The 25,817-nt window shown below is 67.0% G+C and carries 19 protein-coding genes and 1 tRNA gene; 12 read left to right on the top strand and 8 right to left on the bottom strand.

Annotated features, from left to right (window positions below; all coding sequences use genetic code 11):
• Positions 1 to 89 precede the first annotated feature (89 nt).
• Together ACFSX5_RS09980 and ACFSX5_RS09985 are read left to right on the top strand one after the other, a co-directional pair.
• On the top strand, positions 90 to 452 hold the full coding sequence (locus tag ACFSX5_RS09980) for a GFA family protein (RefSeq protein ID WP_386833198.1): 363 nt from the start codon (positions 90 to 92) through the stop codon (positions 450 to 452).
• A 73-nt stretch (positions 453 to 525) separates the two neighbouring features.
• Positions 526 to 610, top strand: a tRNA-Leu gene (locus ACFSX5_RS09985).
• 282 nt (positions 611 to 892) lie between these two features.
• Here the strand turns inward: ACFSX5_RS09985 and ACFSX5_RS09990 are convergent.
• From ACFSX5_RS09990 to ACFSX5_RS10020, 7 genes are all read right to left on the bottom strand, one after another.
• Positions 893 to 2,512 carry a glycoside hydrolase family 3 protein gene (locus tag ACFSX5_RS09990; RefSeq protein ID WP_386835618.1) on the bottom strand — a complete coding sequence of 540 codons (1,620 nt, stop codon included), beginning with the start codon at positions 2,510 to 2,512 and terminating at the stop codon, positions 893 to 895.
• A gap of 130 nt (positions 2,513 to 2,642) precedes the next feature.
• The gene (trxA, locus tag ACFSX5_RS09995) at positions 2,643 to 2,966 is read right to left on the bottom strand and encodes a thioredoxin (protein ID WP_386833199.1); all 324 of its coding nucleotides are present in this window, start codon (positions 2,964 to 2,966) and stop codon (positions 2,643 to 2,645) included.
• Positions 2,967 to 3,357: 391 nt separating this feature from the next.
• Positions 3,358 to 3,681, bottom strand: coding sequence for a thioredoxin (gene trxA, locus ACFSX5_RS10000; RefSeq protein WP_386833200.1), 324 nt, complete (start codon positions 3,679 to 3,681; stop codon positions 3,358 to 3,360).
• A gap of 79 nt (positions 3,682 to 3,760) precedes the next feature.
• Entirely contained in the window at positions 3,761 to 7,189 is a 3,429-nt protein-coding gene (gene addA, locus ACFSX5_RS10005) for a double-strand break repair helicase AddA (protein ID WP_386833201.1), read from the bottom strand.
• Entirely contained in the window at positions 7,186 to 10,197 is a 3,012-nt protein-coding gene (gene addB, locus ACFSX5_RS10010) for a double-strand break repair protein AddB (RefSeq protein WP_386833202.1), read from the bottom strand. The genes addA and addB overlap by 4 nt, the downstream gene beginning before the upstream one ends.
• A complete protein-coding gene (locus ACFSX5_RS10015; protein ID WP_386833203.1) occupies positions 10,194 to 10,886 on the bottom strand; it encodes a nucleotidyltransferase family protein in 693 nt (230 codons plus the stop codon). Before ACFSX5_RS10015 ends, addB begins: the two co-directional genes overlap by 4 nt.
• Before the next feature lie 341 nt (positions 10,887 to 11,227).
• Positions 11,228 to 12,238: an aldose epimerase family protein gene (locus tag ACFSX5_RS10020; RefSeq protein ID WP_386833204.1), complete on the bottom strand. Its 1,011-nt coding sequence runs from the start codon at positions 12,236 to 12,238 to the stop codon at positions 11,228 to 11,230.
• Between the two features lie 125 nt (positions 12,239 to 12,363).
• Here ACFSX5_RS10020 and ACFSX5_RS10025 point away from each other — a divergent pair, with 125 nt between their 5' ends.
• The 5 genes from ACFSX5_RS10025 (at position 12,364) to ACFSX5_RS10045 (ending at position 19,152) form a co-directional block, all read left to right on the top strand.
• On the top strand, positions 12,364 to 13,407 hold the full coding sequence (locus ACFSX5_RS10025; protein WP_386833205.1) for a LacI family DNA-binding transcriptional regulator: 1,044 nt from the start codon (positions 12,364 to 12,366) through the stop codon (positions 13,405 to 13,407).
• A gap of 95 nt (positions 13,408 to 13,502) precedes the next feature.
• Positions 13,503 to 14,966: a xylulokinase gene (gene xylB / locus ACFSX5_RS10030; RefSeq protein WP_386833207.1), complete on the top strand. Its 1,464-nt coding sequence runs from the start codon at positions 13,503 to 13,505 to the stop codon at positions 14,964 to 14,966.
• The gene (gene xylA / locus ACFSX5_RS10035; RefSeq protein WP_386833209.1) at positions 14,963 to 16,270 is read left to right on the top strand and encodes a xylose isomerase; all 1,308 of its coding nucleotides are present in this window, start codon (positions 14,963 to 14,965) and stop codon (positions 16,268 to 16,270) included. Before xylB ends, xylA begins: the two co-directional genes overlap by 4 nt.
• A gap of 171 nt (positions 16,271 to 16,441) precedes the next feature.
• Positions 16,442 to 18,052: a glycoside hydrolase family 43 protein gene (locus tag ACFSX5_RS10040; RefSeq protein WP_386833210.1), complete on the top strand. Its 1,611-nt coding sequence runs from the start codon at positions 16,442 to 16,444 to the stop codon at positions 18,050 to 18,052.
• A gap of 278 nt (positions 18,053 to 18,330) precedes the next feature.
• Positions 18,331 to 19,152, top strand: a complete 822-nt coding sequence (locus ACFSX5_RS10045) for a DUF2189 domain-containing protein (protein WP_386833211.1) — start codon at positions 18,331 to 18,333, stop codon at positions 19,150 to 19,152.
• Between the two features lie 3 nt (positions 19,153 to 19,155).
• On the opposite strand, the gene ACFSX5_RS10050 is transcribed toward ACFSX5_RS10045, so the two are convergent.
• Entirely contained in the window at positions 19,156 to 20,073 is a 918-nt protein-coding gene (locus tag ACFSX5_RS10050) for a LysR family transcriptional regulator (protein WP_386833212.1), read from the bottom strand.
• Positions 20,074 to 20,447: 374 nt separating this feature from the next.
• Between ACFSX5_RS10050 and ACFSX5_RS10055 the strand changes: the two genes are divergently transcribed.
• The 5 genes from ACFSX5_RS10055 to ACFSX5_RS10075 all read left to right on the top strand — a co-directional run bounded on the left by ACFSX5_RS10055 (position 20,448) and on the right by ACFSX5_RS10075 (position 25,806).
• Positions 20,448 to 21,734, top strand: a complete 1,287-nt coding sequence (locus ACFSX5_RS10055; protein WP_386833213.1) for an ABC transporter substrate-binding protein — start codon at positions 20,448 to 20,450, stop codon at positions 21,732 to 21,734.
• 114 nt (positions 21,735 to 21,848) lie between these two features.
• Entirely contained in the window at positions 21,849 to 22,793 is a 945-nt protein-coding gene (locus ACFSX5_RS10060; RefSeq protein ID WP_386833214.1) for a carbohydrate ABC transporter permease, read from the top strand.
• Positions 22,786 to 23,673 (top strand): carbohydrate ABC transporter permease, encoded by an 888-nt coding sequence (locus ACFSX5_RS10065; protein ID WP_386833215.1) that lies wholly within the window; start codon positions 22,786 to 22,788, stop codon positions 23,671 to 23,673. The genes ACFSX5_RS10060 and ACFSX5_RS10065 overlap by 8 nt, the downstream gene beginning before the upstream one ends.
• 34 nt (positions 23,674 to 23,707) lie before the next feature.
• Positions 23,708 to 24,724, top strand: a complete 1,017-nt coding sequence (locus ACFSX5_RS10070; protein WP_386833217.1) for a Gfo/Idh/MocA family protein — start codon at positions 23,708 to 23,710, stop codon at positions 24,722 to 24,724.
• Complete coding sequence (locus ACFSX5_RS10075) at positions 24,721 to 25,806, top strand: Gfo/Idh/MocA family protein (protein ID WP_386833218.1); 1,086 nt, start codon at positions 24,721 to 24,723, stop codon at positions 25,804 to 25,806. The genes ACFSX5_RS10070 and ACFSX5_RS10075 overlap by 4 nt, the downstream gene beginning before the upstream one ends.
• The last annotated feature ends 11 nt before the right edge of the window (positions 25,807 to 25,817 follow it).

Genomic DNA, 25,817 nt, shown 5'->3' on the forward strand with positions numbered 1-25,817 from the left:
GCAGCCGCTGTCGAGGGTGCACGCTGCCTCACCGGCTTGACTCGGCGATGGTTAGACGTTCATGTTTCGTTCTTACAAGGAGAGATGCCATGCCCGAAACCCGCACCTACCATGGCCAGTGTCATTGTGGCGCCGTCCGCTACACCGCCACCACCGACCTCGGCAGTCTGATGGACTGCAACTGCTCGCGCTGCCGGCGGCTCGGCTGGGTGATGCAGTCGGTCCCGGCCGAGAACTTCGAACTGCTGTCCGGCGCCGACAAGCTGGTCGACTACCGCTTCAATACCAAGGCCATCCAGCACCTGTTCTGCCGCGACTGCGGCATCGAATCCTTCGCCCGCGGCCAGGATCGCGAGGGTCGCGAGCTGGTGATGATCAACGTCAACGCCCTTGATGACGCCCCTGCCGTCGATCGCGCAACCATCATGCACTGGAACGGCGCCGAGGCCTGAAGCACCGCTCTGGGGACAGTCGCGCGAAAGTCCGTTGACATCGTCCTGTCCTGCCCCTAGGAACACGCCCGTCGCCCAGATGGCGGAATTGGTAGACGCGCACGGTTCAGGTCCGTGTGCCGCAAGGCGTGAAGGTTCGAGTCCTTTTCTGGGCACCATTTCCAAGGCGCCGGTCCTGACGCAAGTCACGACCGGCGCCTTTGTTTTTGCGGCGATGTTGCCCGGCCTGCCTCACACCTCGCGAGCATCGTCATTGCCGGGCACGTCCCGGCAATCCATGCGTATCCGTAGCGCACCGAGCATCCCGAAAGAGCCACCACGTCATCCCCGCGCAGGCGGGGATCCACTCTTTCCGTGCGTTCCTGGGAAGTATGGATTCCCGCCTGCGCGGGAATGACGCCGCGTCCAGTCTGGCACTCCGCGCCGGCGACTGATCCGCCTCAATACCGCCCCTGCTCGCTCCCCACGAACGGGTCCACAGGGCTCGTGCCCGCGAACGGCGCCCGCCCGAGCAGCGCCTCCAGCACCGCCGCCTGCATCGATTCGCTCGAGCCATAGGCGTTGATGTAGGCCGGCACCCGCGGGGCGTCGTAGAGGTAGTAGGGGAAGCCCAGCGACACCATCACCGTAGGCACCTGATGCCAGTGCCGCGCCATGGCACCGAACACCGAGCCGGTCAGCCGCCGCCAGTCGAGGAAGATGCGGCCGCGCGTCATCAGCGTTTCCTCGGCAAGCAGGTACAGCACCAGGTCGTAGTCGCGCGGATTGGCCATGGTGCCGGGCTCGTGCACCGTTACCTCGAAGCCCTCTGCCGTGAGGCGCTCGGGCAGGCTCAGCGGAATCGGCTGCGGCACGAAGGGCATGATCGCCCCGGTCGAATAGACCAGCACACGGCGGTGCCGCTCCGGCGACAGCGGCAGGATGTTGCCGACGTCCTTGACCAGCGTCGGCACCCGCGCCGTCACCGCCCGCGCCGTGGCGCGGCTCACCCCGGTGCCCACCTTGGCCCGGGCTGATTCGAGCGTCGGCGCCGGCCGGTCCCGGTGCAGGCCCAGGGCCGCCTTCAGCGCCAGCACGCGGGTCACCGCCTCGTCCACCCGCTCCTGCGACAGCCGCCCGTCGGCGACGGCCCGCACCAGGTGCATCAGATCGGCTTCCGGATCGTCCGAGAACAGGATGACGTCGCAGCCGGCGATCACCAGTTCCGGCACCGTCACCTCGCGCGGGCCCCAGTCGCCCAGGCCCGCCATGGCGGTAGCGTCGGAGACGATCAGCCCGTTGAAGCCGAGCCGGTTGCGCAACAGTTCGGTGGTCAGGAGGCGGCTGACCGAAGCCGGCCGGAACGCCTCGGCGCCGGCCTCCGGATCGAGCGAACGCACGAAGGCGGGAAACGCAATATGGGCCGACATCACGCTCATCACCCCATCGGCGATGGCGCGGCGGTAGAGCCGGCCGAAGCTTTCTTCCCACTGCTCCAGCGTCAGCGGGTTGACGGTGGTGACGAGGTGCTGGTCGCGATCGTCATAGCCCTCGCCGGGCCAGTGCTTCACCGTGGCGGCAACGCCCTGACGCTGAAAGGCCTCGATCTGCGCCATGGCATGGCGCTCGATGCGGTCGACATCGCTGCCATAGGAGCGGGTGCCGACAATGGCGCTCTGCCAGGCGGCATTGATGTCGATGACCGGGGTGAAGCTCCAGTTGAGCCCGACCGCCTTGGCCTCTTCGGCCATGATGGTGGCGATCGCGGTGGTCGCCTCGACGTCGTCGACGGCCGCCAGCCCCAGCGGGTTCGGCACTTCCGTGCCGAAGGCAAGGCTCATGCGGCTGCCTTCGAGATCGGCGCTGACCAGCAGCGGCAGGGTGGTGGCCGCCGAGGCCTGCCGGATCAGGTCCACCTCTTCGGCCAGGTCGGTGCCATAGAAGCGGGTGATGCCGCCGGGCCGGAAGCTGCGGACCAGTTGCACCGTCGCCTCAGTGTCCCCGCGCGAAATCAGCACGAAGAGCTGGGCCAGCTTGTCACGCGGCGCTAGGGAGTCGCGGGTGGTGTGGACCCACTGCATCGCCGCCTCGTCCAGGTTGAACGGCGCGGCGGCGAGATCGATTTGTTGCAAGGCATCGATTTGTTGCAAGGCTTTGGCCCTCCCGGTTTTTCTCCGCCATAGCAGAACCGGGGGGCAAAAACAGGGCCTGTCAGGCCGCCACCGTTTCCAGCCACTTGACCAGTTGTGCCCGCGACTGTCCGGCGCCGACCTTGAGGTCCACCGGCTGGCCGTTGCGGAACACGATCAGCGTCGGCATGGAGCGGACGTTGTAGGCGACGGTCGTTGCCGGGTTGCTGTCGACGTCGAGCTTGACGATCTTCACCGTCGCGGCGAGTTCGTCGGCCAGCGCATCGATGGTCGGCGACATGGCCACACAGGGCGGGCACCACTCGGCCCAGAAATCCACCAGCACCGGCCGGTCGGATTGAAGCACTTCCGCGGTGAAATCGCTGTCGGTGACATGTTGGGCCATGTGAGTCTCTCCTGTAGGAGGAGATGCTACATCGTGGCTCGTGCGTGCAGCAAGATACCAGATGTGGTGTCGCACCCCCACCTAACCTCCCCCTGAAGGGGGAAGGACCAGGCCGGTAGATGTCGAGACAGCAAGGCAAGCTCGATGCGCCCCTCCCCCTTCAGGGGGAGGCAGGGTGGGGGTTCCCTCCACACCCACCAGCCACCCCTTTGGGCGCGGGGTCCCTCCACACTCACCAGCCCGCCCCTCCCCCTCCCAGGGGAGGTTGGGTGGGGGTCCTCTCCACACTCACCACCTTTGGGCGCAGGTTCCCTCCACACCCACCGCCCCCACAAACAAAAACACCGCCGGATCGCTCCGGCGGTGCCATGAATCTCCGCCGCGAATAGACTTACGCGGCGTGGCCCTCGAGCCACTTGCTCAGCCCGGCCTTGGGGGTGCCGGCGCCGATCTTCATGTCGGCGGCTTCACCACCCTTGAACAGGATCATGGTGGGGATGGAGCGCACACCATACTGGGCGGTGATCGCGGGGTTCTCGTCGACGTTGAGCTTGACGATCTTCACCTTGCCGGCGAGCTCGGTGCTCAGTTCCTCGAGCACGGGGGCGATCGCCCGGCAGGGCCCGCACCATTCCGCCCAGAAATCCACCAGCACGGGTTCCTTGCTGTTGAGTACTTCCTCGCCGAAGGTGGCGTCGGAAACCTGTTTGGTCATGTCGATTATTGCCTTTGATTGAAGCGGCGGGTCTTGTGTCCCCAAAGCTGGTGCGTGTCCAGCCAGAGGGCAAGACAGGTCACCGCATGGTGAAGCCCCGGCTTGCCGCCGCCAGCATCTCCGGCGGCAGATTCATCAGTGATTCCAGTTCAGTCCAGAGGATTGCCGCAGCAACCGGCTTCCCGGGAAAGAGCTGACCTGCAACCAACGCATATAATCCGAGCTGGGTTCGATAGTTCCCCGGCACCGCGCCCACCTCCGTGGGCACCGACGCGTCGGACTTGTAGTCCACCACCAGCACACCCGAGTCGTCAACCACGAGCCGGTCGAAGCGTCCGGCGAGCCGGATCGGCTTGCCGTCGCGCTCCGCCTCGAGGAGGAACGGCACCTCGGCACGGCTGCCGGGGCCGAACAGCCGCCGGTGCGCCGGGTTCTCGAGAATGCGGATCGCCCGCTCGGCGATGACCGCGTGATGCGCGGCGCTTTCCGGCACCAGGCTCATCAGCGCCCGCGGGATCACCTCGCGCCATTCGGCCGGCTCGAATCGCCCCAGATGCTGCAGCAGCGCATGGACCGCGATGCCCTCCTTGCGCGCCGTCTCGGCATCGCGCACCCGCTCTGCCGCCGTGTCGAGCGCCCCCATCCGCCCTCCGGCGCTGCCGCCCTTGCCCGCGGTGGATGGCGTCACCACCGGCGCCCGCACCGGCTCCGCCACCGCCTCAAGGCTGAGCGGCTGCCGCTGCGCCGGTGGCGCCTCGGTCGGCCGGCTCACCGGCTGGGGCGGCGTCCGCTCGGCCGGATAGATCAGCGCCGTTTCGGCTCCATCGTCGCCGGTCACCACCTCGCAGTCGGGCCGCAGTGCCCGCTCCACCGCATCGTACCAGGTGCCGTCGAGCGAACCGGTCTGCGTCAGCGCCCCGGTGACATAGAGTTCGTCCTCGGCGCGGGTCATGCCGACATAGAGCTTGCGCCAATATTCCTGCAGCAGCGCCGCCTCCACCGTGTCGCGCACCGCCTGGCTGTCGGCGACGTGCTGCGCTCGATTGGCGGCATGGACCAGCAGCGGCCCCGGCGCGCTGGGCAGCACATAGACGGGCCGGCTGGTCTGCCGCCCCTGCGGTTTCGACGCCGCATCGGCGAGGATCACGATCGGCGCCTCGAGCCCCTTGGCGCCATGCACCGTCATCACCCTGACGCCACTGCCCGCCTCGGCCAGCTCGCGCTTGATCGACACTTCCGTGCGCCGCAGTGCCGCGACGAACCCCTGCAGCGACGGCTGCTCGGTCTGCTCATGCGCCAGCGCCAGCTCCAGCAGTTCGGCGAACACGTCGTCCACCTCCTCGCCCAGCCGGGCGTGGAAGCGCTTCAGCCCGCCCTCGGCATAGAGCACCTGGCTCAGAAACTCGAACGGCCGCTCGAAATCGAGCTCGCCCCGCCACCGCCGCAGCCGCCCGTAGGCGTCGGCGCAGGCCGGCACGGCACAGTCCCTGAGCGCGCGCCACAGCGTGCGCTGGCGCCCCCGTGCCACCTGGTAGAGATCGTCCTCGCTGACGTCGAACAGCGGCGAGCGCAACAGCGCCGCCAGTTGCAGGTCGTCCGCCGGGTTCAGCAGCACGTCGCAGAGCGCCATCAGGTCGAGCACGGCGATATGCGTCGTCACCTCCAGTCGGTCCGCGCCGGGTGTCGGCAGTCCCTCGCGCCTGAGCGCCCGGATGATCTCCTGGAACACCGCCCCGCGCGACTGCACCAGCACCATCACGTCGTCCGGCCCGATCGGCCGCCCGCGCCCCGCCAGCGGCCGCTTGGCTTTGATCCAGCCCTTGATCTCGCGAGCGATCCGTTCCGCCAGTTGCCGTGGCGCCGTCCGCTCGGCGCCGGTCGCCGGCTCCAGCGGCCACTGTCCGGCGCGCACCGCCGGCGGCTGCTGCTGTACCGGCGGCCACAGCGTCACGCTGCCGCCCACCTGCTCGCGCGCCGCCTCGTGCTGCACCTGATCGGTCTCGAGCAGCGCCGGCCACACCTCGGGCAGCGCTGCCACCTTGTCGACCGCCGCAAGGATCTCCTTGAGCGTGCGGAAGCTGGTCCTGAGCGGCACGTCGGCAAACGGGATGCCCACCTGCTTGGCCGCCATCCCGAACCGCCGCCCGGTATCCCCGAACAGCGCCGGCTCCGCCCCCTGGAACGAGTAGATCGACTGCTTCTGGTCGCCCACCGCAAAGAACGAGCGCGGCCGCGACGCCGCCCCGGCATTGTCGATGAACTCTTCCACCACCGACCGCACCACCCGCCACTGCTCCGGGTTGGTATCCTGCCCCTCGTCCACGAGGATATGGTCGATCCCGGCATCGAGCTTGTACTGCACCCAGGCGCCCACCGCCCGATCGGCGAAGAGGTCGCCCAGCCGCTCCACCAGGTCATCGAAATCGAGCAGCGACCGCGCCCGCTTGTGCCGCTCGTAGCGGCTGACGATCGCCGCCACCACGTCGAGCAGCGCTTCGCTGCGCTCGACCAGCTCCGCCCGTGCCAGCGCCTCGACCAGCCCGATGATCCGCTCCTGCTCGGCCTCGAGCCGCGCGAACACCGCCGGATATTTCCCTCGCAGCGCCGCCGTGCCGAGCGCCCGGGGCTTGCCGTCACCCGTGAGGAACGCCGCCCGCAACAGCCGCGGCGTCGGCCGCTCCGGGTCGAGCCGCGCCAGGAGGTCGACGAAGCGCCGCCCTTCCGGCTTGCCGTCGCACAGCGCCACGACCTCGCGAATATCCGCCGCCGTAAGCAGGCTCGCTTCGGTCATGTCGTGCCGCAACTGCTCGGCCGACCCGCTGACCTCGCCCACCAGCCACCGCAACCGCCTCTTGCTGCCGGCGACGTCGTCCAGCACCGATTTCAGCCGCCGCATGTCGCTGAGCGCGAGGTCCACCGCCTCCTCGATCTGGAAATTGCTGAGCCGGTCGAACAGGGTCAGCACCGCCTCGGCCGCGCCTTCTCCGCGCAGGCCCTCCGCCAGCACCGCCTCGCGGGCGCTGCGCACCAGTCCGGCGCGCTCCTCCTCCTCGATCACCGCAAAGTCGAACGGCACCCCGGCTTCGAGCGGAAACCGGTGCAGCACCGACTCGCAGAAGGCGTGAATGGTGACGATCTTCAGCCCACCCGGCGTTTCCAGCGCATGGGCAAACAGCGTCCGCGCCCGCTCCAGCAGCTTCGGCGCCGCCGGCCCTTCGAGCTTGCGCAATTCCCTCAGCAGCTCGGCCTCGGGCATCACCGCCCATTCGGCCAGCCGCTGCGCCACGCGCCCGCGCATCTCCGCCGCCGCCGCCTTGGTATAGGTGAGGCAGAGGATGCTCTGCGGCTGCGCCCCGCTCAGCAGCAGGCGCAACACCCGCTGGGTCAACACGAAGGTCTTGCCCGAGCCGGCATTGGCACCCACCCAGATCGACTGGCGCGGATCGGCCGACTGCGCCTGGAAGCGCTGGGTCGAGGCCGGAACCGAGAGTTTGCCGCGATCGCTCACCACAGCTCCTCCTCGTCCTCATCGACCGCGGTCCACTCCTGCATGCGCATCAGATGGTCATAGGCGCCGGGGAAGCGCTGGTTCTTCACCGGCAGCAACCGCGCCGGCATCGGCGTCTCGCGGAACAGGAAATAGTCGACATGCCCCTGCATGCGCCGCGCCGTCTCGGCCGCCGCGCTCATCACGTCGTGGCCTTCGGCGAGGCTGAACGGCTTGGGCGAGAAGGCGTCGGGCCCGAGCCCGATCTTCACATAGGTCAGCGCCGAACTCGCCGCCGGCTTGACGCCCTCCATCGCCCCGGCCTCGGCCATTGCCGCCTCCAGCAGCAATTGCGGTGCCTCGAACGCCCGCATCGCCCCCGGCGCCGGCACGCCGCCGGTCTTGAAGTCCATCAATTCCAGCGTGCCGTCGGCCAATTCGTCCACCCGGTCGGCGCGCCCGGTCAGCGTGAAGCCGGAGGGCAGGGCCCAAACGCCCTTGATCTCGGCATGGCGCTGTTTCACCAGCGGCTCGCGCTCGCTCTCATAGTCGAGGAACTGCCGCGCCGCCGTTTCGAACCGCCGCAGCCAGATGGCCCTGAGTTCCGTGCTGACATGCAGCCGCCCGAACTCTTCCTCGGCGATGTGCATGATGCGCTCCAGCGCATCCGGCGCCCGTGCCGGGTGCCCTTCGATCACGAAGCGCGACAGAATCTCGTGCACGGTGTTGCCGCGGTCGCGCGCCTCCGCCGTCTCGCCCAGCGCGTCGAGCGGCTTCAGCTTCAGCACCGTGGCGGCATAGATGTCATAGGGCGAGCGCATCAGCGTCTCGATCGCCGTCACCGACAGCTTGCGCGGCCGCTCCTCGACCGGCGGGTTGGGTGCCGGCCGGCCTGCGGGCGTCACCTCGGTCACCGCATCGAGCCGCCGCGCCTGTTCCAGCCACGGCGCCCCGCGGTCGCGCCAGTGCCCGGCCTCGCCCACGAAGGCTTCGAGCCGCTGCAGCAGCCGCGAGGGCTGCGCCGGACCCGAGCCCACCCGCTCGGCATACGCGATGGTCACCTCACGATTGCCCAGCCCCTGCACGAAGTCATGGGCGGCCTGGCCCTGCCGCCGCTCCGGCGGTTCGAGCCCCGCGGCCAGCCGCATGCCGCGGCTGAGCCAGGGCCCGGGGTCGGCGACTTCGGGCCAGATGTCCTCGTTGAGCCCCGCAAGGATCAGGATATCGGGGTTCATCAGCCGCGCCTCCAGCCGCCCCCAGATGGCGATGTCCTGCCGCCGGTCCTCGGCAGTGCGCACGTTGAAGCCGCTGGTCAGTTGCGCCAGCACCCCATCGAGCCCGAACGGCACGAAGCGATGCCCCTCGCCCGCCTGCGCTGCCATCTCCGCCGCCCAGCGCCCAAGCTCGTCGCGCCCCGGCAGGTCGGCGCCGTCCGCCACCGCCTCGAGCGCCGTGCACAGGCAGCGCGCCAGGTCGCTCGCGGCAATGGAGGGCTGCTCCATCAGTTTCGCCAGCGGCGAGATGGCCGCCTCGATCCGCCCGAACAGATCCTCCAGCGGCTCGCGATGATGATCCTTGAGCCGTTTCGCCGGATAGCGCGTGGTCTCGTCGAGATTGTCGGCGAGGAGCTGCCGCAGCCCGTCGAGCCCCGGCGCCGCCCGCTGTCCGCGCAACAGCCCGAGCTCGATGTCGTCGGCCAGCCGCCGCACCGCTGCGCGCTCGAGCCCGAAGGTCGCGGCCCGGTTGCGCAACAGCGCCATGATGTCGACCGGTGCGCAGCCGCCCGCCGCCACCGCCAGGATCTGCCGCAACAGCCGCCCTGCCGCTGCCTGGAACAGCGGCGTGCCGGCGGAATCGTCAACATGGATGCTGAAGCGCTTGAGTTCGGCCGCGATCCGCCGCGCCAGGTTCCGGTCGGGGGACACGATCCCCACCGTGCGCTTGTCCGCCAGCGCCGCCCGGGCGGCGAGGGCAATGGCACGCGCCTCCTCGTCCTCGTTGCGCGCCCGGATCACCGAAATGCCGGCGGTGGCCATGCCGATTTCCATCGGCGTCAGCTTCAGCTTCTCGTCGGTCCAGCGGGCCGTGTCCTTGGCAAGGTTCAGTGCCGTGTTGACCAGCCGCGTCCGCGTGTCGTCGCCCTCCGCCAGTTCGGACACCGAAGACACCGTCGCGCCGAGCCGCCGCAGCAGGCTCGCAAGCCCATACTGCGGGTGCCCATGCGGCTGGTTCTGGGCGTTCAGCAGGTCCTCGTGCTCGGTCGCGCTCATCGTCGTGTCGAGCCCCGGCAGCACCACCGCACCGCGCGGCAGCCGGGCGATGGCGCCCAGCAGGCGCGCCGTCGCGGGGATGGAGCCGGTCGAACCCGCCGCGATCACCGGCTTGTCGCCGAACAGCCACGCCGCCGCTCCGGCCTGCCGCTCCAGCCGCTGGTTGCGGAGCCAGGCCGCATCGGCGCGCCCGACCGCCCCGAGATGCTGCGGCCAAAAGGTCAGGGCAATGTCGAGGAACTGCAGCGTCTGCTGCCAGTATTCACCGAGGTCGGCGCTGCGCTCGGCCGCGACGGCGCGGATGTCGGTCGCGGTCCGCTCCTCGGTGATCAGGTCGTCGATCACCTCGCCCAGCGACTCGGCCATGGCAAGGATCTCGGCCGGCGTCGGTGGCGTCGAAAACGCCTGCCGGCCCACCCCCGAAGCCGCCCACTCCGCCACCAGGCGGCTCAGCACCAGCCGTCGCTCCAGCGCCGTTGCCGGTTGCGGCAGGGCCGGGGCGTCGAAGGGCGGCAGGAACGGCTCCTCGTCCTCCACCTCGCCACCAAGCGTTCTCAGGTCCGGCAGCAGGTGGTGGCCACGGCGCGCGAACTCGTCTGCCAGCGCCAGACGCGCCCGCCGCGTCGGCAGGATGATGGTGACGTCGGCCAGCCAGAACGGCCCCTCTTGCTGCCAGCCGTGGAGCAGCGTGCCGTCGAGCACGCGTTCCGCCAGCGTCGGAATGAACGGGGCATGCGGCGCGATCGAATAAAGCCTCATGCGAGGCGTCGCTCCGCCTCGGCCAGCGCCTCGGGGTCCCCGACATGGAACCACTCGGCATCCAGCACCACGCCCATCAGCCGATCCGCCTCGAGCGTCTGCTCGAACAGTCGGTTCAGCGAGAACGGCCCGTCCGGCGTGTCATCGAACAGCCACCGGCTGATAAGCGCCACGCCGGCATAGATCACCGGCGCCCCGTAATCGAGCGTGATGTGCCCATCCGGCGCCAGGCAGAAATCATGGCTGCGGTGAAAGCCCGTGGCGTTGCGCGGATGGACGCACAGCAGCACGATATCGGCCTCGCCCCGGTCGTGCAGCGTCACCATCCGCCCCAGTGGCTGATCCGCCCCGCGGGGCCAGAAGGCATCGGTATTCATCACGAAGATCGGGTCGCTCGCCAGCATCGGCAGCGCCCGCTTCACCCCGCCCCCGGTGCCCAGCAGCACCTCCTCGCGGCTGACCTTGAGCAGCCCGCCGAAATGCGCCAGCACCTGGTCGGCGCGATAATGGGCATTGGCAACGAACCGCCGCGCCCCTTCGGCCCGCGCATTGGCGATGATCCGCTCGATCAGCGGTATCCCCGCCACCGGCACCAGCGGCTTCGGCAAATCCTCCGTAATCGGCCGCATCCGCGTCCCCAGCCCCGCGGCCAGCAACATCACATCAGGGAATCGCGGATCGTCAGTCATGCGCCGATTTGAGTGGGGCAGGGGGAAGATGTCCAGTGCCGGCGCGAGATTGGCGTGCACATCCCTCTACCGGGTCATCCCCGCGAAGGCGGGGATCCATTCTCTTGATGAACGCAGTGAAAGGGTGGATTCCCGCCTGCGCGGGAATGACGCCACGGCTCGTCGCCGATAGTGAGCGAGCCGCACTGTTCGCTGGACCACCGGGAAAAGCCCGGTGGTGACGATGTGAAGAGACTCTGCCCTATCGCGCCTTCGTCATTGCCGGGCTCGTCCCGGCAATCCATGGCACTGCGCCCGCAGCGAGTGCGCCATCAGCCCTGTTGGTCGCGGCCACAGAATTCCTACCCGATCTCGAACACGCTCCAGTGCCGATACGGCCGCTCCGGCGTGCTGATCACGCTGGGGAAATGCGGGTTGTGCACCGCGTCGGCGAAGTTCTGGTCCTCGAGGCAGAAGCCCGAATGCTTGCCGTAGCGGCGGCCGCCGATGCCCGGCACTTCGACGTCGGTCCACACCCCGTTATAGACCTGCACCCCCGGCCGGTCGCTCCACAGCTTCAGCGTCAGGTCGCGCTCCGGCGACATCACCGTCGCGATCGGATCCGCAAAATCCCGGCCGGTGTCGAGCGCCATGCCGATGTCGTACTCCACCGGGTTGCCGGCCTCGTCGCGCATGGTCCGCGGCGACCGCAGGTCATACCGTGTCCCGCGCGAGGGCAGGATCGAGCCGGTGGGCGCCAGATCCGGCCCGAGTTCGGTATAGGCGCTCGAATTCACCTGGATCAGGTGGTCGAGCACCGTGTCGGTGGTGCCGAGGTTGAAATACTGGTGCTGCACCAGGCTGATCGGCGTCGGGCAGTCCGGCGAGGCATGCAGGTTCAGCCGCAGCCGGTTGCCGGTCAGCGTATAGATGGCGCTGAAATTGACGTTGCCCGGATAGCCCATCGCTCCGTCGGCCGACACATGCGTAAACAGCACGCTGTTGGCAGCAGTGTTGACGTGCCCGTCCCACACCTGCATGCCGAGCCCCTCGACCCCGCCATGCAACTGCAGGTCGCCGACATTGGCCTCGAGCTTGTGGGTCTTGCCGCCGAGCTCGAAGCTCGCGCCCTTGATGCGGTTGGCAACGCGCCCCGTCACGGCGCCGAAATGCGGGGAATGCTCGGGGTAGGGCGCGAACTCGTCGAACCCCAGCACCACCCCGCGCTCGCCGCCCTTGACCGGCACCCGCCAGTCGCGCACCACCACGCCATAGGAGATGATGTCGACCACATGCCCGGTGTCGCTGGTCAGCCGGAACTGGTCGACGCGCTTGCCGCGATGCTCGCCGATCGTGGTGACGGAAATGGCCATCGCATCCTCTCCCCTTGCGAAATCCGGCAGTGGTCTAGCCTGCTTTCCGCCATCCCGGCAATCGGGCACTTGACCTTTGCCGCCCCGATGCGAAAGGTCGGCGCAACAGCAAAAGGACGACCCCTGTGAACGAAATCGGCGTCAGGCGCCGCGCAACGGTCCACGACGTGGCCCGCGCCGCCGGTGTCTCCCTTGCCACCGTCGATCGCGTGCTCAATGGCCGCCCCGGCGTCCGCCCGGCCACCGCCGAGAAGGTCGCCGAGGCCATCGAGCGCATCGGCTTCACCCGCGATCTCGGCGCCTCGCTCCTCGCCCGCGCCCGCGACCTCAACCTCGCCTTCCTGATCCCCGACTCCTCCAACGAGTTCATGGAAAGCCTCGCCGAGGCACTGGGCCGCCGCAGCGACATCGCGCTCGCCGACCGCGTCCACATCGACACCTACCGCCTGCCGCCGCTCGACGCCGATGCCCTCGCCGCCGCACTCGACGCGCTCGATCCGCGCCAGTGCGACTGCGCGATCGTCGTTGCCAGCGAAGAACCCTCGGTGATGGCCGCAGTCGATGCCGCCACCCGCCGCGGCATCGCCGTCCTGACCCTCGTCTCCGACCTGCCGGGCTCGCAGCGCCGCGCCTTCATCGGCATCGACAATCACGCCGCCGGCTGCACCGCCGCCTCGCTGATGGGCCGCTTCCTGCCCCAGGGCGGCACCGTCGCCGTGATCGCCGGTTCGCTGCACCTGCGCGACCACGCCGACCGCCTCGCCGGCTTCCGCGCCGTCATCGAAACCGAATTCCCCGCCATCACCCTGGTCGGCCCGCTTGAAGGCCACGACGAACGCAGTGAAACCGAGGCTATCGTCGGCCAGCTCCTCGCCGACCATCCCGATCTCGCCGGCATCTACAATCTCGGCGCTGGCAATGCCGGCCTCGTTGCCGCCATCGGCGCCTCCGGCCGCACCCACCAGCTCCGCGTCATCGCCCACGAGTTGACTGCGCCCACCCGCCGCGGCCTCACCACCGGCGCCATCGACGTCGTCCTCGACCAGAACCCCGATGGCGAAATCCGCGAGGCCATCACCGCCGCCCGCAGCATTGCGCTGGGGCAGGGGGGCAGCGTCGTGACCCTCCCCATTGAAATCGGGATTTTCCTGCGCGACAATCTGCGCTAGAAGCCCGGTCAATCAAGCAGCCGGCAAACCCCCGTTCAGGGGCAGGGAGGAATCATTCACATGTCGTTCATGTACCTGAATGAGGTACGTGCCTCATGAGCTATCTCGGCATTGATATCGGCACGTCCGGCGTCAAGGCGCTCCTGATCGACGAGCATGGCCGCGCCCTCGGCGAAGCCTCGGCGCCCGCCGTCGAGCCCGTGCGCCCCCAGCCCGGCTGGTCCGAGCAGAACCCCGCCGACTGGTGGACGGCAACCCTCGCCGCCATCGACAAGCTCAAGGCCTCGCACCCCGCTGAACTCGCCGCCGTCCGCGGCATTGGCCTCTCCGGCCACATGCACGGCGCCACGCTCCTCGGCAAGGACGACGAGGTCCTCCGCCCCTGCATCCTCTGGAACGACGGCCGCTCCGCCGCCGAGTGCCTGGAGATGGAAGCGGCGCTCCCGAGCCTCAGGCAGATCGCCGGCAACATCGCCATGCCCGGCTTCACCGCCCCCAAGATCGCCTGGGTCCGCAAGCACGAGCCCGAGGTTTTCGGCAAGATCGCCAAGGTCCTGCTGCCCAAGGCCTATGTCCGCCTGCTGCTCACCGGCGAGCATGTCGAGGAAATGTCCGATGCCGCCGGCACGCTCTGGCTCGATGTCGCCAAGCGCGACTGGTCCGATGAACTCCTTGCCGTCACCGGCCTCACCCGCGAGCACATGCCGCGCCTCGTGGAAGGCTCCGCCGCCTCGGCCCAGCTCAAGCGGGAGCTGGCGCAGCGCTGGGGCATGGACGGGGCGGTGATCGTCGCCGGCGGCGCCGGTGACAATGCCGCCGCCGCCTGCGGTATCGGTGCCATCCGCCCCGGCGAGGGCTTCGTCTCCCTCGGCACGTCGGGCGTGCTGTTTGTCTCCAACGAGCGCTTCAGCCCCAACACCGAAGGCGCCGTCCACGCCTTCTGCCACGCCATTCCCGACACCTGGCACCAGATGGGCGTGATCCTGTCGGCAACCGACTCGCTGAACTGGCTTTCCCGCATCACCGGCAAGAAGCAGGCCGAGCTCTCCGGCGAGGCCGAACGGCAGTTCCGCGGCCCCGGCGAAGCGATCTTCCTGCCTTACCTCTCGGGTGAGCGCACCCCGCACAACAATGCCGGTGCCCGCGGCTCCTTTGTCGGCCTGTCGCAGTCGACCGACACCGCCCAGATGGCCCAAGCCGTCATGGAAGGCGTCACCTTCGCCATGCGCGATTGCCAGCGCGTCCTCGCCGACGCCGGCACCAGCATCAACCGCCTCCTCGCCGTCGGCGGCGGTTCGAAGTCCGAGCTGTGGCTCAACATGCTCGCCACCAATCTCGACATGGAGATCGCCCTGCCGGCCGACGGCGATTTCGGCGGCGCGCTCGGCGCTGCCCGGCTCGGCCTCTGCGCGGCCGAAGGGGTCAAGCCCGAGGCCGTCATGACCATGCCACCCATCAAGACCACCATCGCGCCCGACCGTTCGCTGTCGGCCGCCTATTTCGACCAGTATGCGCGTTACCGCGCCCTGTACCCCGCTATCGAGGAGACCCGTACGTGAGTGACTTTTTCCAAGGCCTGAGCCAGGTCAAGTATGAAGGCCCGGACAGCAAGAACCCGCTGGCCTATCGCCACTACAACAAGGACGAAATCGTCGCCGGCAAGCGGATGGAAGACCATATCCGCCCCGCCATCGCCTATTGGCACACCTTCGCCCAGGAAGGCGGCGACCCGTTCGGCGGCCGCACCTTCGACCGCCCCTGGTTCGACAAGGGCCTCGAAGGCGCCAAGCTCAAGACCGAAGTGGCGTTCGAGTTCTTCGACCTCATCGACGTGCCGTTCTTTGCCTTCCATGACGTCGACGTGGCGCCCGAGGGCGACACCCTCGCCGAAAGCAACAGGAACCTGCGCGTCATCGGCGACCTCATCGCCCAGAACATGCAGCGCACCGGCAAGAGGCTGCTCTGGGGCACGGCGAACCTGTTCTCCAACCGCCGCTACATGGCCGGTGCCGCCACCAACCCCGATCCGGAAGTGTTCGCCTATGCCGCCGGCCAGGTGAAGGCCGTGCTCGAGCTGACCAACGAGCTCGGCGGCGAAAACTACGTCCTCTGGGGCGGCCGCGAAGGCTACGAAACTCTGCTCAACACCAGGATCGGCCAGGAGCAGGACCAGATGGCCCGCTTCCTGACGCTGGTGATCGAGCACGCCGAAAAGATCGGCTTCAAGGGCCAGATCCTGATCGAGCCCAAGCCGCAGGAGCCGTCCAAGCACCAGTACGACTACGACGTCGCCACCGTGTATGGATTCCTGCAGAAGTACGGTCTCGAAAAGAAGGTGAAGTGCAACATCGAGGTCGGCCACGCCTTCCTCGCCGGTCACTCCTTCGAGCACGAACTCGCCGTTGCTTCCTCCCTCGGCATGCTCGGCTCGGTCGACGCCAACCGCAACGACCTGCAGTCCGGCTGGGACACCGACCACTTCCCCAACAATCCGGGCGAAATGGCGCTGGCCTTCTACTACATCCTCAAGCAAGGCGGCCTCGGCAAGGGCGGCTTCAACTTCGACGCCAAGGTGCGCCGCCAGTCCCTCGATCCGGCGGACCTGCTGCACGGCCACATCCTCGGCCTCGACACCTTGGCCCGCGGCCTCAAGGGCGCTGCTGCCCTGATCGAGGACGGTGAGTTCGATCGCGCGCTCGACGACCGTTATGCCGGCTGGAACAGCGGCATCGGTGCCGACATCCTCGGCGGCAAGCTCAGCCTCGCCGACATCGCCGCCAAGGTCGACAGCGACAACATCAACCCCCAACCCCGCTCCGGCCGCCAGGAATACCTCGAAAACCTGGTCAACCGGTTCGTCTAGTCGTCACGACCGCGGAGCCCCCTTCTCCCCTTGCGGGAGAAGGTGTCGGCGCAGCCGACGGATGAGGGGTTCGCGGTCTCGCCACTCGCTCCGAGCGGGTGGCGGCAACCCCTCACCCGCCCTTCGGGCACCCTCTCCCGCAAGGGGAGAGGGCGATGGAGCCGCATTCTCATGGCCACAATCACCAATCCCATTCTCCCCGGCTTCAATCCGGACCCCTCCATCTGCCGCGTCGGCGACGACTACTACATCGCCACCTCCACCTTCGAGTGGTACCCGGGCGTGCAGATCCACCATTCAAAGGACCTCGCCGACTGGGAGCTCGTCTCCCGTCCGCTCAGCCGCGCATCGCAGCTCGACATGCGCGGCGATCCGGATTCGTGCGGCGTCTGGGCCCCCGACATCACCCATGACGGCGAACGCTTCTGGCTGGTCTATACCGACGTCAAGCGCAAGGACGGCTCGTTCAAGGACGCCCACAACTACATCGTCACCGCCGAGTCGATCGAAGGCCCCTGGTCCGATCCGATCTATGTGAACTCCTCGGGCTTCGATCCCTCGCTGTTCCACGACGACGACGGCCGCAAGTGGTTCGTCAACATGATGTGGGACCACCGCACCCGCCCGCTGAAGTTTGCGGGCATTGCGCTGCAGGAATTCGATCCCAAGGCCGGCAAGCTCGTCGGACCGCGCACCAATATTTATCAGGGCACCGACCTCAAGCTCGTCGAAGGCCCGCACATCTACAAGCGCAACGGCTGGTACTACCTGCTCACCGCCGAAGGCGGCACGGCCTATGACCACGCCTGCACCTTCGCCCGCTCGCGCACCATCGACGGCCAGTACGAAACCCATCCCGATAAGCACGTCCTGACCTCCAAGGACGCGCCCTTCGCCGCCATCCAGCGCGCCGGCCATGGCGACCTCGTCGAAACGCCCGACGGCAAGACCTACCTCGTCCACCTCGGCGGCCGCCCCACCACCCAGGAACGCCGCTGCGTTCTCGGCCGTGAGACCTCGATCCAGGAAGCTTACTGGGGCGAGGACGACTGGCTCTACGTCAAAAACGGCCCGGTTCCCTCGCTCAAGGTGGAAGTGCCCGGCACCCGCGACGACAGCAAGTACTGGGCCGAGCAGCGCTATACCTTCGAGAACGGCCTGCCCAAGGACTTCCAGTGGCTGCGCACCCCCGAGACCGAGCGCATCTTCACCACCGAAGGCGGCAAGCTGCGCCTGTTCGGTCGTGAATCGATCGGCTCCTGGTTCGAGCAGGCGCTGGTCGCTCGCCGCCAGACCCATTTCAGCTACGACGCCGAGACGGTGATCGATTTCTCGCCCACCGACGAACGCCAGTTCGCCGGGCTCACCGCCTACTACTCGCGCTACAACTTCTTCTACCTGACCGTCACGGCACACTCAGACGGCCAGCGCGAACTGCTGATCATGAGCTCCGAGATCAGTTGGCCCGACGGCAATCTCAACTTCCCCGCCGAGCCGGTGCAGATCCCCAATCAGGGCAAGGTGAAGCTGGCGCTGCAGATCCGCGGCAAGAGCCTGCAGTTCTTCTACGCTCTCGAGGGTCAGGACCTGCAGCCGATCGGCCCGGTTCTCGACGCCTCGATCCTCTCGGACGAATGCGGCGGCCACCAGGCCCATGGCAGCTTCACCGGCGCCTTCGTCGGCGTCGCCGCCAGCGACCTCAACGGCACCGCGCTTAATGCCGATTTCGACTACTTCACCTACCGTCCGCAGCGGCACGAGTCGGATCGCTACGAGATCTAGGACCGTCATCAAGGCCGTTCGGCTTCGATGTTCCACTACCCACCGGATGTCACCCCCGCGAAAGCGGGGGCCCATCCTGAGATCTCGCGATGAATCCCCGCTGTCACCGGCATGACACGCAGTGGCTGTGTCGGAGCCCCTCCACACGATCCATCTCGGGGGCGACAAAACGTCGCTCCCGGGCTATATTAAGCCCTCGTTGCGGTCGCGGGTTCGCGGAACGCAAGGGGCGGCGCTTCTGACGGCCTCGTGGCCTCCTGAACGGAGGAAGAACCACCATGGCCGATTTTCACGTCATTGCGGGGCACGGCGAACGCCTCGACAAACCCATGGTGAACACTATCGGCATGGCCGATCTGTTCACCTGCCTGAAGTTGGGCGCCCGTGATTTTTGGGAAAAGCCCAGCCACTACGCCTTGATCGCCGTCATCTACGTCATCGCCGGGGTCGTGCTCACCATCTGGATGAACGGCTATCACACCTGGCCCTTGCTTTATCCGCTGGTCGGCGGCTTCGCCTTGCTGGGGCCCTTGGCGGCCCTGCCGCTCTACGAAGTCTCCCGTCGTCGCGAGGCCGGGCTCGACACGTCCTGGAGCGATGCCTTCGCGGTGCTGCGCTCGCCCGCCATGCCCGGCATCCTCGCCGTCGGTGCGCTTCTCTTCGTGCTGTTCACCCTGTGGCTGACCAGCGCCCAGGCCCTCTATGAATCGCTGTTCGGCAGTTCGACGCCCCGCACCCTGGCGGCGCTGATCGCCCAGGTGACCACCGAACCCGGCGGCGCCACGCTGATCATCGTCGGCACCATGCTGGGCGCCCTGTTCGCCCTTGCTGCGCTGGCGCTCTCCGTCGTCGCCTTCCCGCTGCTGCTCGATCGCGACGTCGGCGCCTATGTGGCGGTGGAAACATCGCTGCGGGTGTTCATGCGCAATCCGCTGCCGATCCTCGCCTGGGGCGTCATCATCGGGGCCGGCCTGTTCATCGCGTCGCTGCCGCTCTTCGTCGGTCTCGCCATCGTGCTGCCGATCTTCGGCCACGCCACCTGGCATCTCTACCGGCACACCGTCGACACCGCTTCGGAGATCCGGGGCATGCGCTTCTGAGCGCTACGCCGTCGGCATCACGCCGGCGGCGGCTCGCCTGATCCACTCGACCAGCTCCGTCACCCGCGGCTCGGCAGCGCGTTCGTTGAGCACATAGATGCCGACGCGATTCTGCCGCGTCGGCTCGGTGACCTCGATCTGCCCGATGCCGCGGCGCTGGAATTCCTCCCCCATCACCGCGGTATGGGCCAGCACCGCATCGGTCTTCTCCACATAATCGAGGCAGGCCTGCAGGGAGTTGGAGGCGAAGGCATATTTGCCCTGGTCGAAGGCTGCCGCGCCGGTGCTGCGGCTCCAGGTCTCGAAGAAGCGCTGGTGGCGGATCTCGGGCAGGGCGCTGGTCACCGCCGGATAGGTCTCAATTTCCGCCAGGCTCCGCGGCCGGTCCAGCAGCGGATGACCGCCGCGGACGAAATAGCCCTGCTCCACCCGCCCCAGCGGCAGGAAGCGCGCCCCGGTCGAGCGGTTGAGCCCCTCGATTTCATGGGCAACGAACAGCGCGATGTCGCCCGACAGCAATTGGTCCATGCAGCGCAACTGGTTGCCGAGGCTCACATGCACGCGCGCGCTCGGGTGGCGTTCACCATATTCCACCACCATGTCGCGGATGAACAGCGTCCACCACGAATAGCCCGACCCGATCGACAGGCCCTGCTCGATCCGGCCCTTCTGGTGCTCGATCGACTTGACGGTGTTGTCGTAGAGCCGCCGCATCAACCGCGCATTCTGGTAGAGCGTCTCGCCATAAGGCGTCAGTTCCACCCCGCGCGATGACCGCACCAGGAGCGGCACGCCCAGCGTCTCCTCCAGCTTGCGCATGTTGAAGGTCAGCGTCGGCTGGGTGATGAACAGCGCCTGCGCCGCCCCGCTCAGGCTGCCCGCCTCCGCTACGGCCATGAACTGTATAAGCAGCTTGTCCATGTGATCTCCTCCATAGATCACATCTATAGTAGCGACTGATATTTGTATTTTTCTTTTCGTCAGCTTTGCGCAAGGATGCTGCAGGTGAGCCGTCGGAGGTAACGGAAAACAACCGGAAAACCGGGATATGTTGCGCCCCGGAGGCTTCCATACAAGTGTGTTGCGTGGCTGCGAAGCTCTGTGCTAGCTGTAACTGGCTGGTTATTTGCAAACCGGGTCGGGGCGCGACCAGACGAAATAGCGGGAGAAGGTGCACTGTCAGGGACGGTACACTCGGGGCCTTAGTAACTGTTTGGTGATAACGCGGCGAGGAGGCCGCGTCCCGCTTCAGTTGAGCCGTGCGGACGGCAGGTGTTCATGGGAGGAAAACCATTATGACAATCCGTATCGATCGACGCCAATTCCTCTTGGGCAGCTCTGCCCTGGTGGCCGCGGGCGCGGCCGGCATTTCGCCCGCCTGGGCGCAGGCCGACTCGCTTCGCCTGATCTTCTGGGGTGGCCAGCCGCGCGCCGACCGGACCTACAAGGTCACCGACCTCTACAAGGACGCCAGCGGCGTTGACGTGCAGGGCGAATTCCTTGCCTGGAACGACTACTGGCCCAAGCTTGCCACCCAGACGGCCGGCGGCAACGCCCCCGACATCATCCAGATGGACTACCGCTTCATCGTCGAATACGCCAAGCGCAACGCCATTGCCCCGCTCGACGAGTTCGTCGGCAACCAGCTGCAGCTCGCCGATTTCGACGAGGACCAGCTCGAAGGCGGCAAGGTCGACGGCAAGCTCTACGGCATCTCGCTGGGCGCCAACTCGGTGGCCATGCTCGTCAACACCGCGGCCTTCGAAAAGGCCGGCATCGACGCGCCGACCAATGCCTGGACCTATGATGATCTGATGGCGATGGGCGAGGCGTTCAACAGCGCCGGCGTCGGCATGAAGGTCGTTGCCGACGGCTCCTATTCCGAGCCGATGCTCAACAACTGGATCCGCCAGAAGGGCAAGGAACTCTACACCGCCGACGGCAAGCTCGGCCTCGACGAAGCCGACATGACCGAGTGGTTCACCCTGTGGAACAACCTGCGCGAAGCCGGCGTGTGCGTCGCTCCGGACGAGCAGGCGCTCGATACCGGGCCGCTCGAATCCACCATGCTGGTGTCGGGCAAGGCCGCGATGATCCCGGCCAACTCCAACCAGCTCGTGGCGTTCCAGGCACTGATGCAGGATCCCATCGATATGGTCGGCTACCCGCGCATCGCCGAAGGTGTTGGCGGCGGGCACTACCGCAAGCCGTCGATGTTCTTCTCGATCGCCGGATCCTCGCAGAAGAAGGCGGAGGCCGCCGAGTTCCTTAACTTCTTCATCTCCGATCCGGAAGCAGCCAAGGTCCTCGACGTTGAGCGCGGCATTCCCTGCCTGCCCGCCATGCGCGAGGTTGTCGCCCCGCTGCTGGACGAGCAGAACCAGATCGCGCTCAACTTCGTGTCCAACCTCGGTGACCTGCTCGGGCCGCTCCCGCCGCCCCCGCCGGCCGCTGCCGGCGAGATCGACCTGTCGCTGCTGCGTACGGTTGGCCAGGAAGTGGGCTTCGGTGCCCGCTCGGCGGAAGATGGTGCGGCCTATTTCGTGGCCGAAGCCAACGCCATCCTCGAACGCGCCGTCTGACGCTTTCCTCCCAAGCGCTCCCGCCTCCGGGCGGGGGCGCACCCCGACCTGACCTCCGGGACGACGCGCCCTCTGGCGGTCCCAGCTTCTTGAGGAGGACCGCCGAGAATGGCCATGAGCACCACCACTCTGGAACGTACCGATCAGCCCGCGGCGGAAGCCCGCCCCTCGTTCTGGTCGCGCCTGTGGCAGAACGATGCCCCCGGCTACCTCTTCCTCTTGCCATGGTTCATCGGCTTTTTCGGCCTGACCATCGGCCCGATCATCACCTCGCTCTATCTGAGCTTCACCGATTTCGACCTGTTGACCTCGCCCGAGTGGATCGGCGCACAGAACTATATCCGCATGTTCACCAACGACCCCAAGTTCTGGGCGTCGATGCGGGTCACCATGTTCTTCGTGATCTTCTCGGTGCCGCTGAAGCTCGCTTTCGCCCTCGCCGTGGCCATGCTGCTCAACCGCGGCATGAAGGGGCTGCCGCTTTATCGCGCGCTGTTCTACCTGCCGAGCCTGCTGGGCGCGTCGGTCGCCATTGCCATCCTGTGGCGCCAGATCTTCGCCCGTGATGGCCTCGTCAACGACTTCCTCGCCATCTTCGGCATCGAAGGCCCGAGCTGGATTTCCAACCCGCAATATTCGCTGTGGACGCTGATCGTGCTGTCGATATGGCAGTTCGGCTCGCCGATGATCATCTTCCTCGCGGGCCTGCGCCAGATCCCGCAGGACATGTACGAGGCCGCCAGCCTCGACGGCGCCAGCAAGTGGCGGCAGTTCTACAAGATCACCCTGCCGCTCCTGACGCCGGTGGTGTTCTTCAACGCCATCATCCAGACCATCGAGGCCTTCAAGAGCTTCACGCCCGCCTTCATCATCTCCGGCGGCACCGGCAATCCGATCAACTCGACCCTGTTTTACACGCTCTACCTCTACCAGGAGGCGTTCGGCTTCTTCCGCATGGGCTATGCTTCGGCGCTGGCCTGGGTGCTGCTGGCGCTGGTCGGGCTGTTCACCGCCTTCTCCTTCCTCACCTCCAAATACTGGGTGCACTACGATGACTGATGCTCCCGCCAAGCTCGAAGTCGTCGGCCTCAAGACGCTGTCGCCCACCCAGCGCAAGATCCTGAGCGTTCTCGCTCATGCCGGGCTGATCGGCATGTCGATCCTGATGCTCTATCCGCTGTTGTGGATGCTGGCGGCGTCGTTCCGGCCCGAGAACGAGATCTTCACCTCGGCCTCGCTCTGGCCGAGCGAGTGGAGCATCGACTCCTATATCCGTGGCTGGAACGGGCTGCGGGTGAGCTTCAGTGTCTTCTTCACCAACAGCTTCATCATCTCGATCCTGAGCGTCTGCGGCAATGTGCTCGCCTGTTCGCTGGCGGCCTTCGCCTTTGCCCGCCTTGAGTTCCGCGGCCGCAAGTTCTGGTTCGCGATGATGCTGATGACGCTGATGCTGCCCTATCAGGTCACGCTGATCCCCCAATACGTGCTGTTCCTCAACCTCGGCTGGGTGAACACCTTCCTGCCGCTGGTGGTGCCGCGGTTCCTTGCGGCCGACGCCTTCTTCATCTTCCTGATGGTGCAGTTCTTCCGCGGCATTCCGCGCGAACTCGATGAGGCGGCGATGATGGACGGCGCCGGCCCCTGGCGCATCTATTGGAAGATCATCATGCCGCTCTCCATGCCGGTACTGGCGACCGCAGCGATCTTCACCTTCATCTGGACCTGGGACGATTTCTTCGGACCGCTGATCTACCTGTCCGAGATGCGGCAGTACACGGTGATGCTCGGCCTCCGCACCTTCACCGACTCCACCGGGACCTCCGACTACGGCTCGATGTTCGCCATGAGCGTGCTGAGCCTGGTGCCGATCTTCCTGTTCTTCCTCTTCTTCCAGCGCATGCTCATCGAAGGCATCGCGACCACAGGGATGAAGCGGTGACAGGTTCCTCCACTGCACTCATAGTTAGCTTGTCATGACCATCCGCATCGCCGCCATCGGCATCAACCACTCCCACATCTATGGCCAGGTCGACTGTCTGAAGGACGCTGGCGCCGAGTTCGTCGCTTTCCATGCGCCGGAGGACGACCTCGCTGCCGACTTCGGGAACAAGTATCCCGAGGCGAAGCGCGTCAGCGATCCGCGCGCCATCCTCGAAGATGAGTCCATCTCGGTGGTGCTGACTTCGGCGATCCCGGCCGACCGCGCCGCTATCTCGATCGCCGCCATGCAGCACGGCAAGGACGTGCTGACCGACAAGCCGGGCATGACGACTTTCGAACAACTGGCCGAGATCCAGCGCGTGCAGCGCGAGACCGGCCGCATCTACTCGGTGCTCTATTCCGAGCACTTCGAAGTCCGCGCCACAGTCGAGGCCGGCAATCTCATCAAGGCCGGTGCCATCGGCGAGGTGATCAACACCGTCGGCCTTGGCCCGCATGCGATCCGCAACAACCAGCGGCCCGACTGGTTCTTCACCCGCGAGCGCTACGGCGGCGTCCTCTGCGACATCGCCAGCCACCAGTTCGAGCAGTTCCTGTTCTTCTCGGGCGCCATGGATGGTGAGGTGGTCTCAGCGAGCGTCGCCAACCGCGCCCATCCGGACCGTCCGGGCCTGCAGGACATCGGCGATGCCCATGTCCGCACCGACCGCACCACCGGCTACATCCGCGTAGACTGGTTCACCCCCGAAGGCCTGCCGACCTGGGGCGACGGGCGCCTCACCATCATCGGTACCGAGGGCTATATCGAGCTGCGCAAGTATATCGACATCGCCGGCCGCCCGGGCACCGACCACCTGTTCCTCGTCAACAAGGAAGGCCCGCGCCACATCGACTGCAGCCAGGTCGAGCGGCCGTTCGGGCGCCAGTTCCTAGACGATGTTCGCAACCGCACCGAAACGGCCATGCCGCAGGACCGCTGCTACAACGCCATGAAGATGGCCCTGACCGCACAGCAACTCGCCGAGCGCGGCACGGAGTGGGAACAATGAGCCGGGTCTTCAACGTCGCCGTCGTCGGCTGCGGCATCGGCCGCTCGCATATCGTCGAGGGATATCTGCCCAACTCAGGCTGCTTCAAGGTCAAGGCCATCTGCGACCTCAGCGCCGAACGCCTGGCGCAGATCGGCGACGCATTTGCCGTCGAGCGCCGCGTCGAGAAGTTCGATGACGTCCTCGCCATGGACGACATCGACATCGTCGACATCTGCACGCCGCCGGGGCTGCACTTCCCCATGGTGATGGCCGCGCTCAAGGCCGGCAAGCACGTCATCTGCGAAAAGCCGCTGGTCGGCTCTCTGGCCCAGATCGATGCCGTGATGGAAGAGGAGCAGCGCTCCAAGGGCATGCTGATGCCCGTCTTTCAGTACCGCTTCGGCAACGGCATCGAACAGGCCAAGCGCATCATCGACGCCGGGATCGCCGGCAAGCCGTTCATGGGCACGGTGGAAACCCTCTGGCGTCGCGACGCGCCCTATTATGCCGTGCCGTGGCGGGGCAAATGGGCCACCGAACTCGGCGGCGTGCTGATGGGTCACGCCATCCACCCGCACGACCTCTTCACCTATCTCATGGGCGACATCGAGCGCGTCTTCGGCCGCGTCGCCACCCGGGTGAATCCGATCGAGGTGGAAGATACCATCTCCGCTTCGCTCCTGATGAAGAACGGCGCCCTCGCCAGCCTCACCGCCACGCTCGGCTCGGCCGACGACATGACGCGCATCCGCCTCGCTTTCGAGAACGTCACCTTCGAGAGCGATCACGCCGCCTACAATCCCGGCGACAAGCTGTGGAAGATCCAGCCGCGCACCGACAAGACCGCTCAGGAGATCGAGAAACTCCTCAAGGACTGGCAGCACGTGCCCTCGCGCTTCCAGACGCAGATGCGCCGCTTCCATGATGCCTTGATCGGTGCCGGGCCGCTCCCCGTCACCAGCGCCGACTCCCGCCGTTCGCTCGAGCTGGTGACGGCGCTCTACCATTCCGCCGCCACCAATACCGACGTCCCCCTGCCGCTCGGGCCATCCCATCCGCTCTACCAGAGCTGGGTGCCCGAGCAGTTCCGAGCCGCCTGAGGAGAACAGCC

Source organism: Devosia albogilva (assembly GCF_042685625.1).
Taxonomy (GTDB): Bacteria; Pseudomonadota; Alphaproteobacteria; order Rhizobiales; family Devosiaceae; genus Devosia; species Devosia albogilva.

Bases quoted from the DNA above. Each gene is read 5' to 3' on its own strand.
- ACFSX5_RS10065 (WP_386833215.1), top strand. From the start codon at position 22,786: ATGACTGATGCTCCCGCCAAGCTCGAAGTCGTCGGCCTCAAGACGCTG.
- ACFSX5_RS09990 (WP_386835618.1), bottom strand. From the start codon at position 2,512: ATGCAGTGGGTCCACACCACCCGCGACTCCCTAGCGCCGCGTGACAAG.
- ACFSX5_RS10045 (WP_386833211.1), top strand. From the start codon at position 18,331: ATGGCCGATTTTCACGTCATTGCGGGGCACGGCGAACGCCTCGACAAA.
- ACFSX5_RS10060 (WP_386833214.1), top strand. From the start codon at position 21,849: ATGAGCACCACCACTCTGGAACGTACCGATCAGCCCGCGGCGGAAGCC.
- addB (WP_386833202.1), bottom strand. From the start codon at position 10,197: ATGAGGCTTTATTCGATCGCGCCGCATGCCCCGTTCATTCCGACGCTG.
- ACFSX5_RS10050 (WP_386833212.1), bottom strand. From the start codon at position 20,073: ATGGACAAGCTGCTTATACAGTTCATGGCCGTAGCGGAGGCGGGCAGC.
- ACFSX5_RS10075 (WP_386833218.1), top strand. From the start codon at position 24,721: ATGAGCCGGGTCTTCAACGTCGCCGTCGTCGGCTGCGGCATCGGCCGC.
- trxA (WP_386833200.1), bottom strand. From the start codon at position 3,681: ATGACCAAACAGGTTTCCGACGCCACCTTCGGCGAGGAAGTACTCAAC.
- ACFSX5_RS10020 (WP_386833204.1), bottom strand. From the start codon at position 12,238: ATGGCCATTTCCGTCACCACGATCGGCGAGCATCGCGGCAAGCGCGTC.
- xylB (WP_386833207.1), top strand. From the start codon at position 13,503: ATGAGCTATCTCGGCATTGATATCGGCACGTCCGGCGTCAAGGCGCTC.
- ACFSX5_RS10070 (WP_386833217.1), top strand. From the start codon at position 23,708: ATGACCATCCGCATCGCCGCCATCGGCATCAACCACTCCCACATCTAT.
- ACFSX5_RS10040 (WP_386833210.1), top strand. From the start codon at position 16,442: ATGGCCACAATCACCAATCCCATTCTCCCCGGCTTCAATCCGGACCCC.
- ACFSX5_RS10015 (WP_386833203.1), bottom strand. From the start codon at position 10,886: ATGACTGACGATCCGCGATTCCCTGATGTGATGTTGCTGGCCGCGGGG.
- trxA (WP_386833199.1), bottom strand. From the start codon at position 2,966: ATGGCCCAACATGTCACCGACAGCGATTTCACCGCGGAAGTGCTTCAA.
- ACFSX5_RS09980 (WP_386833198.1), top strand. From the start codon at position 90: ATGCCCGAAACCCGCACCTACCATGGCCAGTGTCATTGTGGCGCCGTC.
- ACFSX5_RS10055 (WP_386833213.1), top strand. From the start codon at position 20,448: ATGACAATCCGTATCGATCGACGCCAATTCCTCTTGGGCAGCTCTGCC.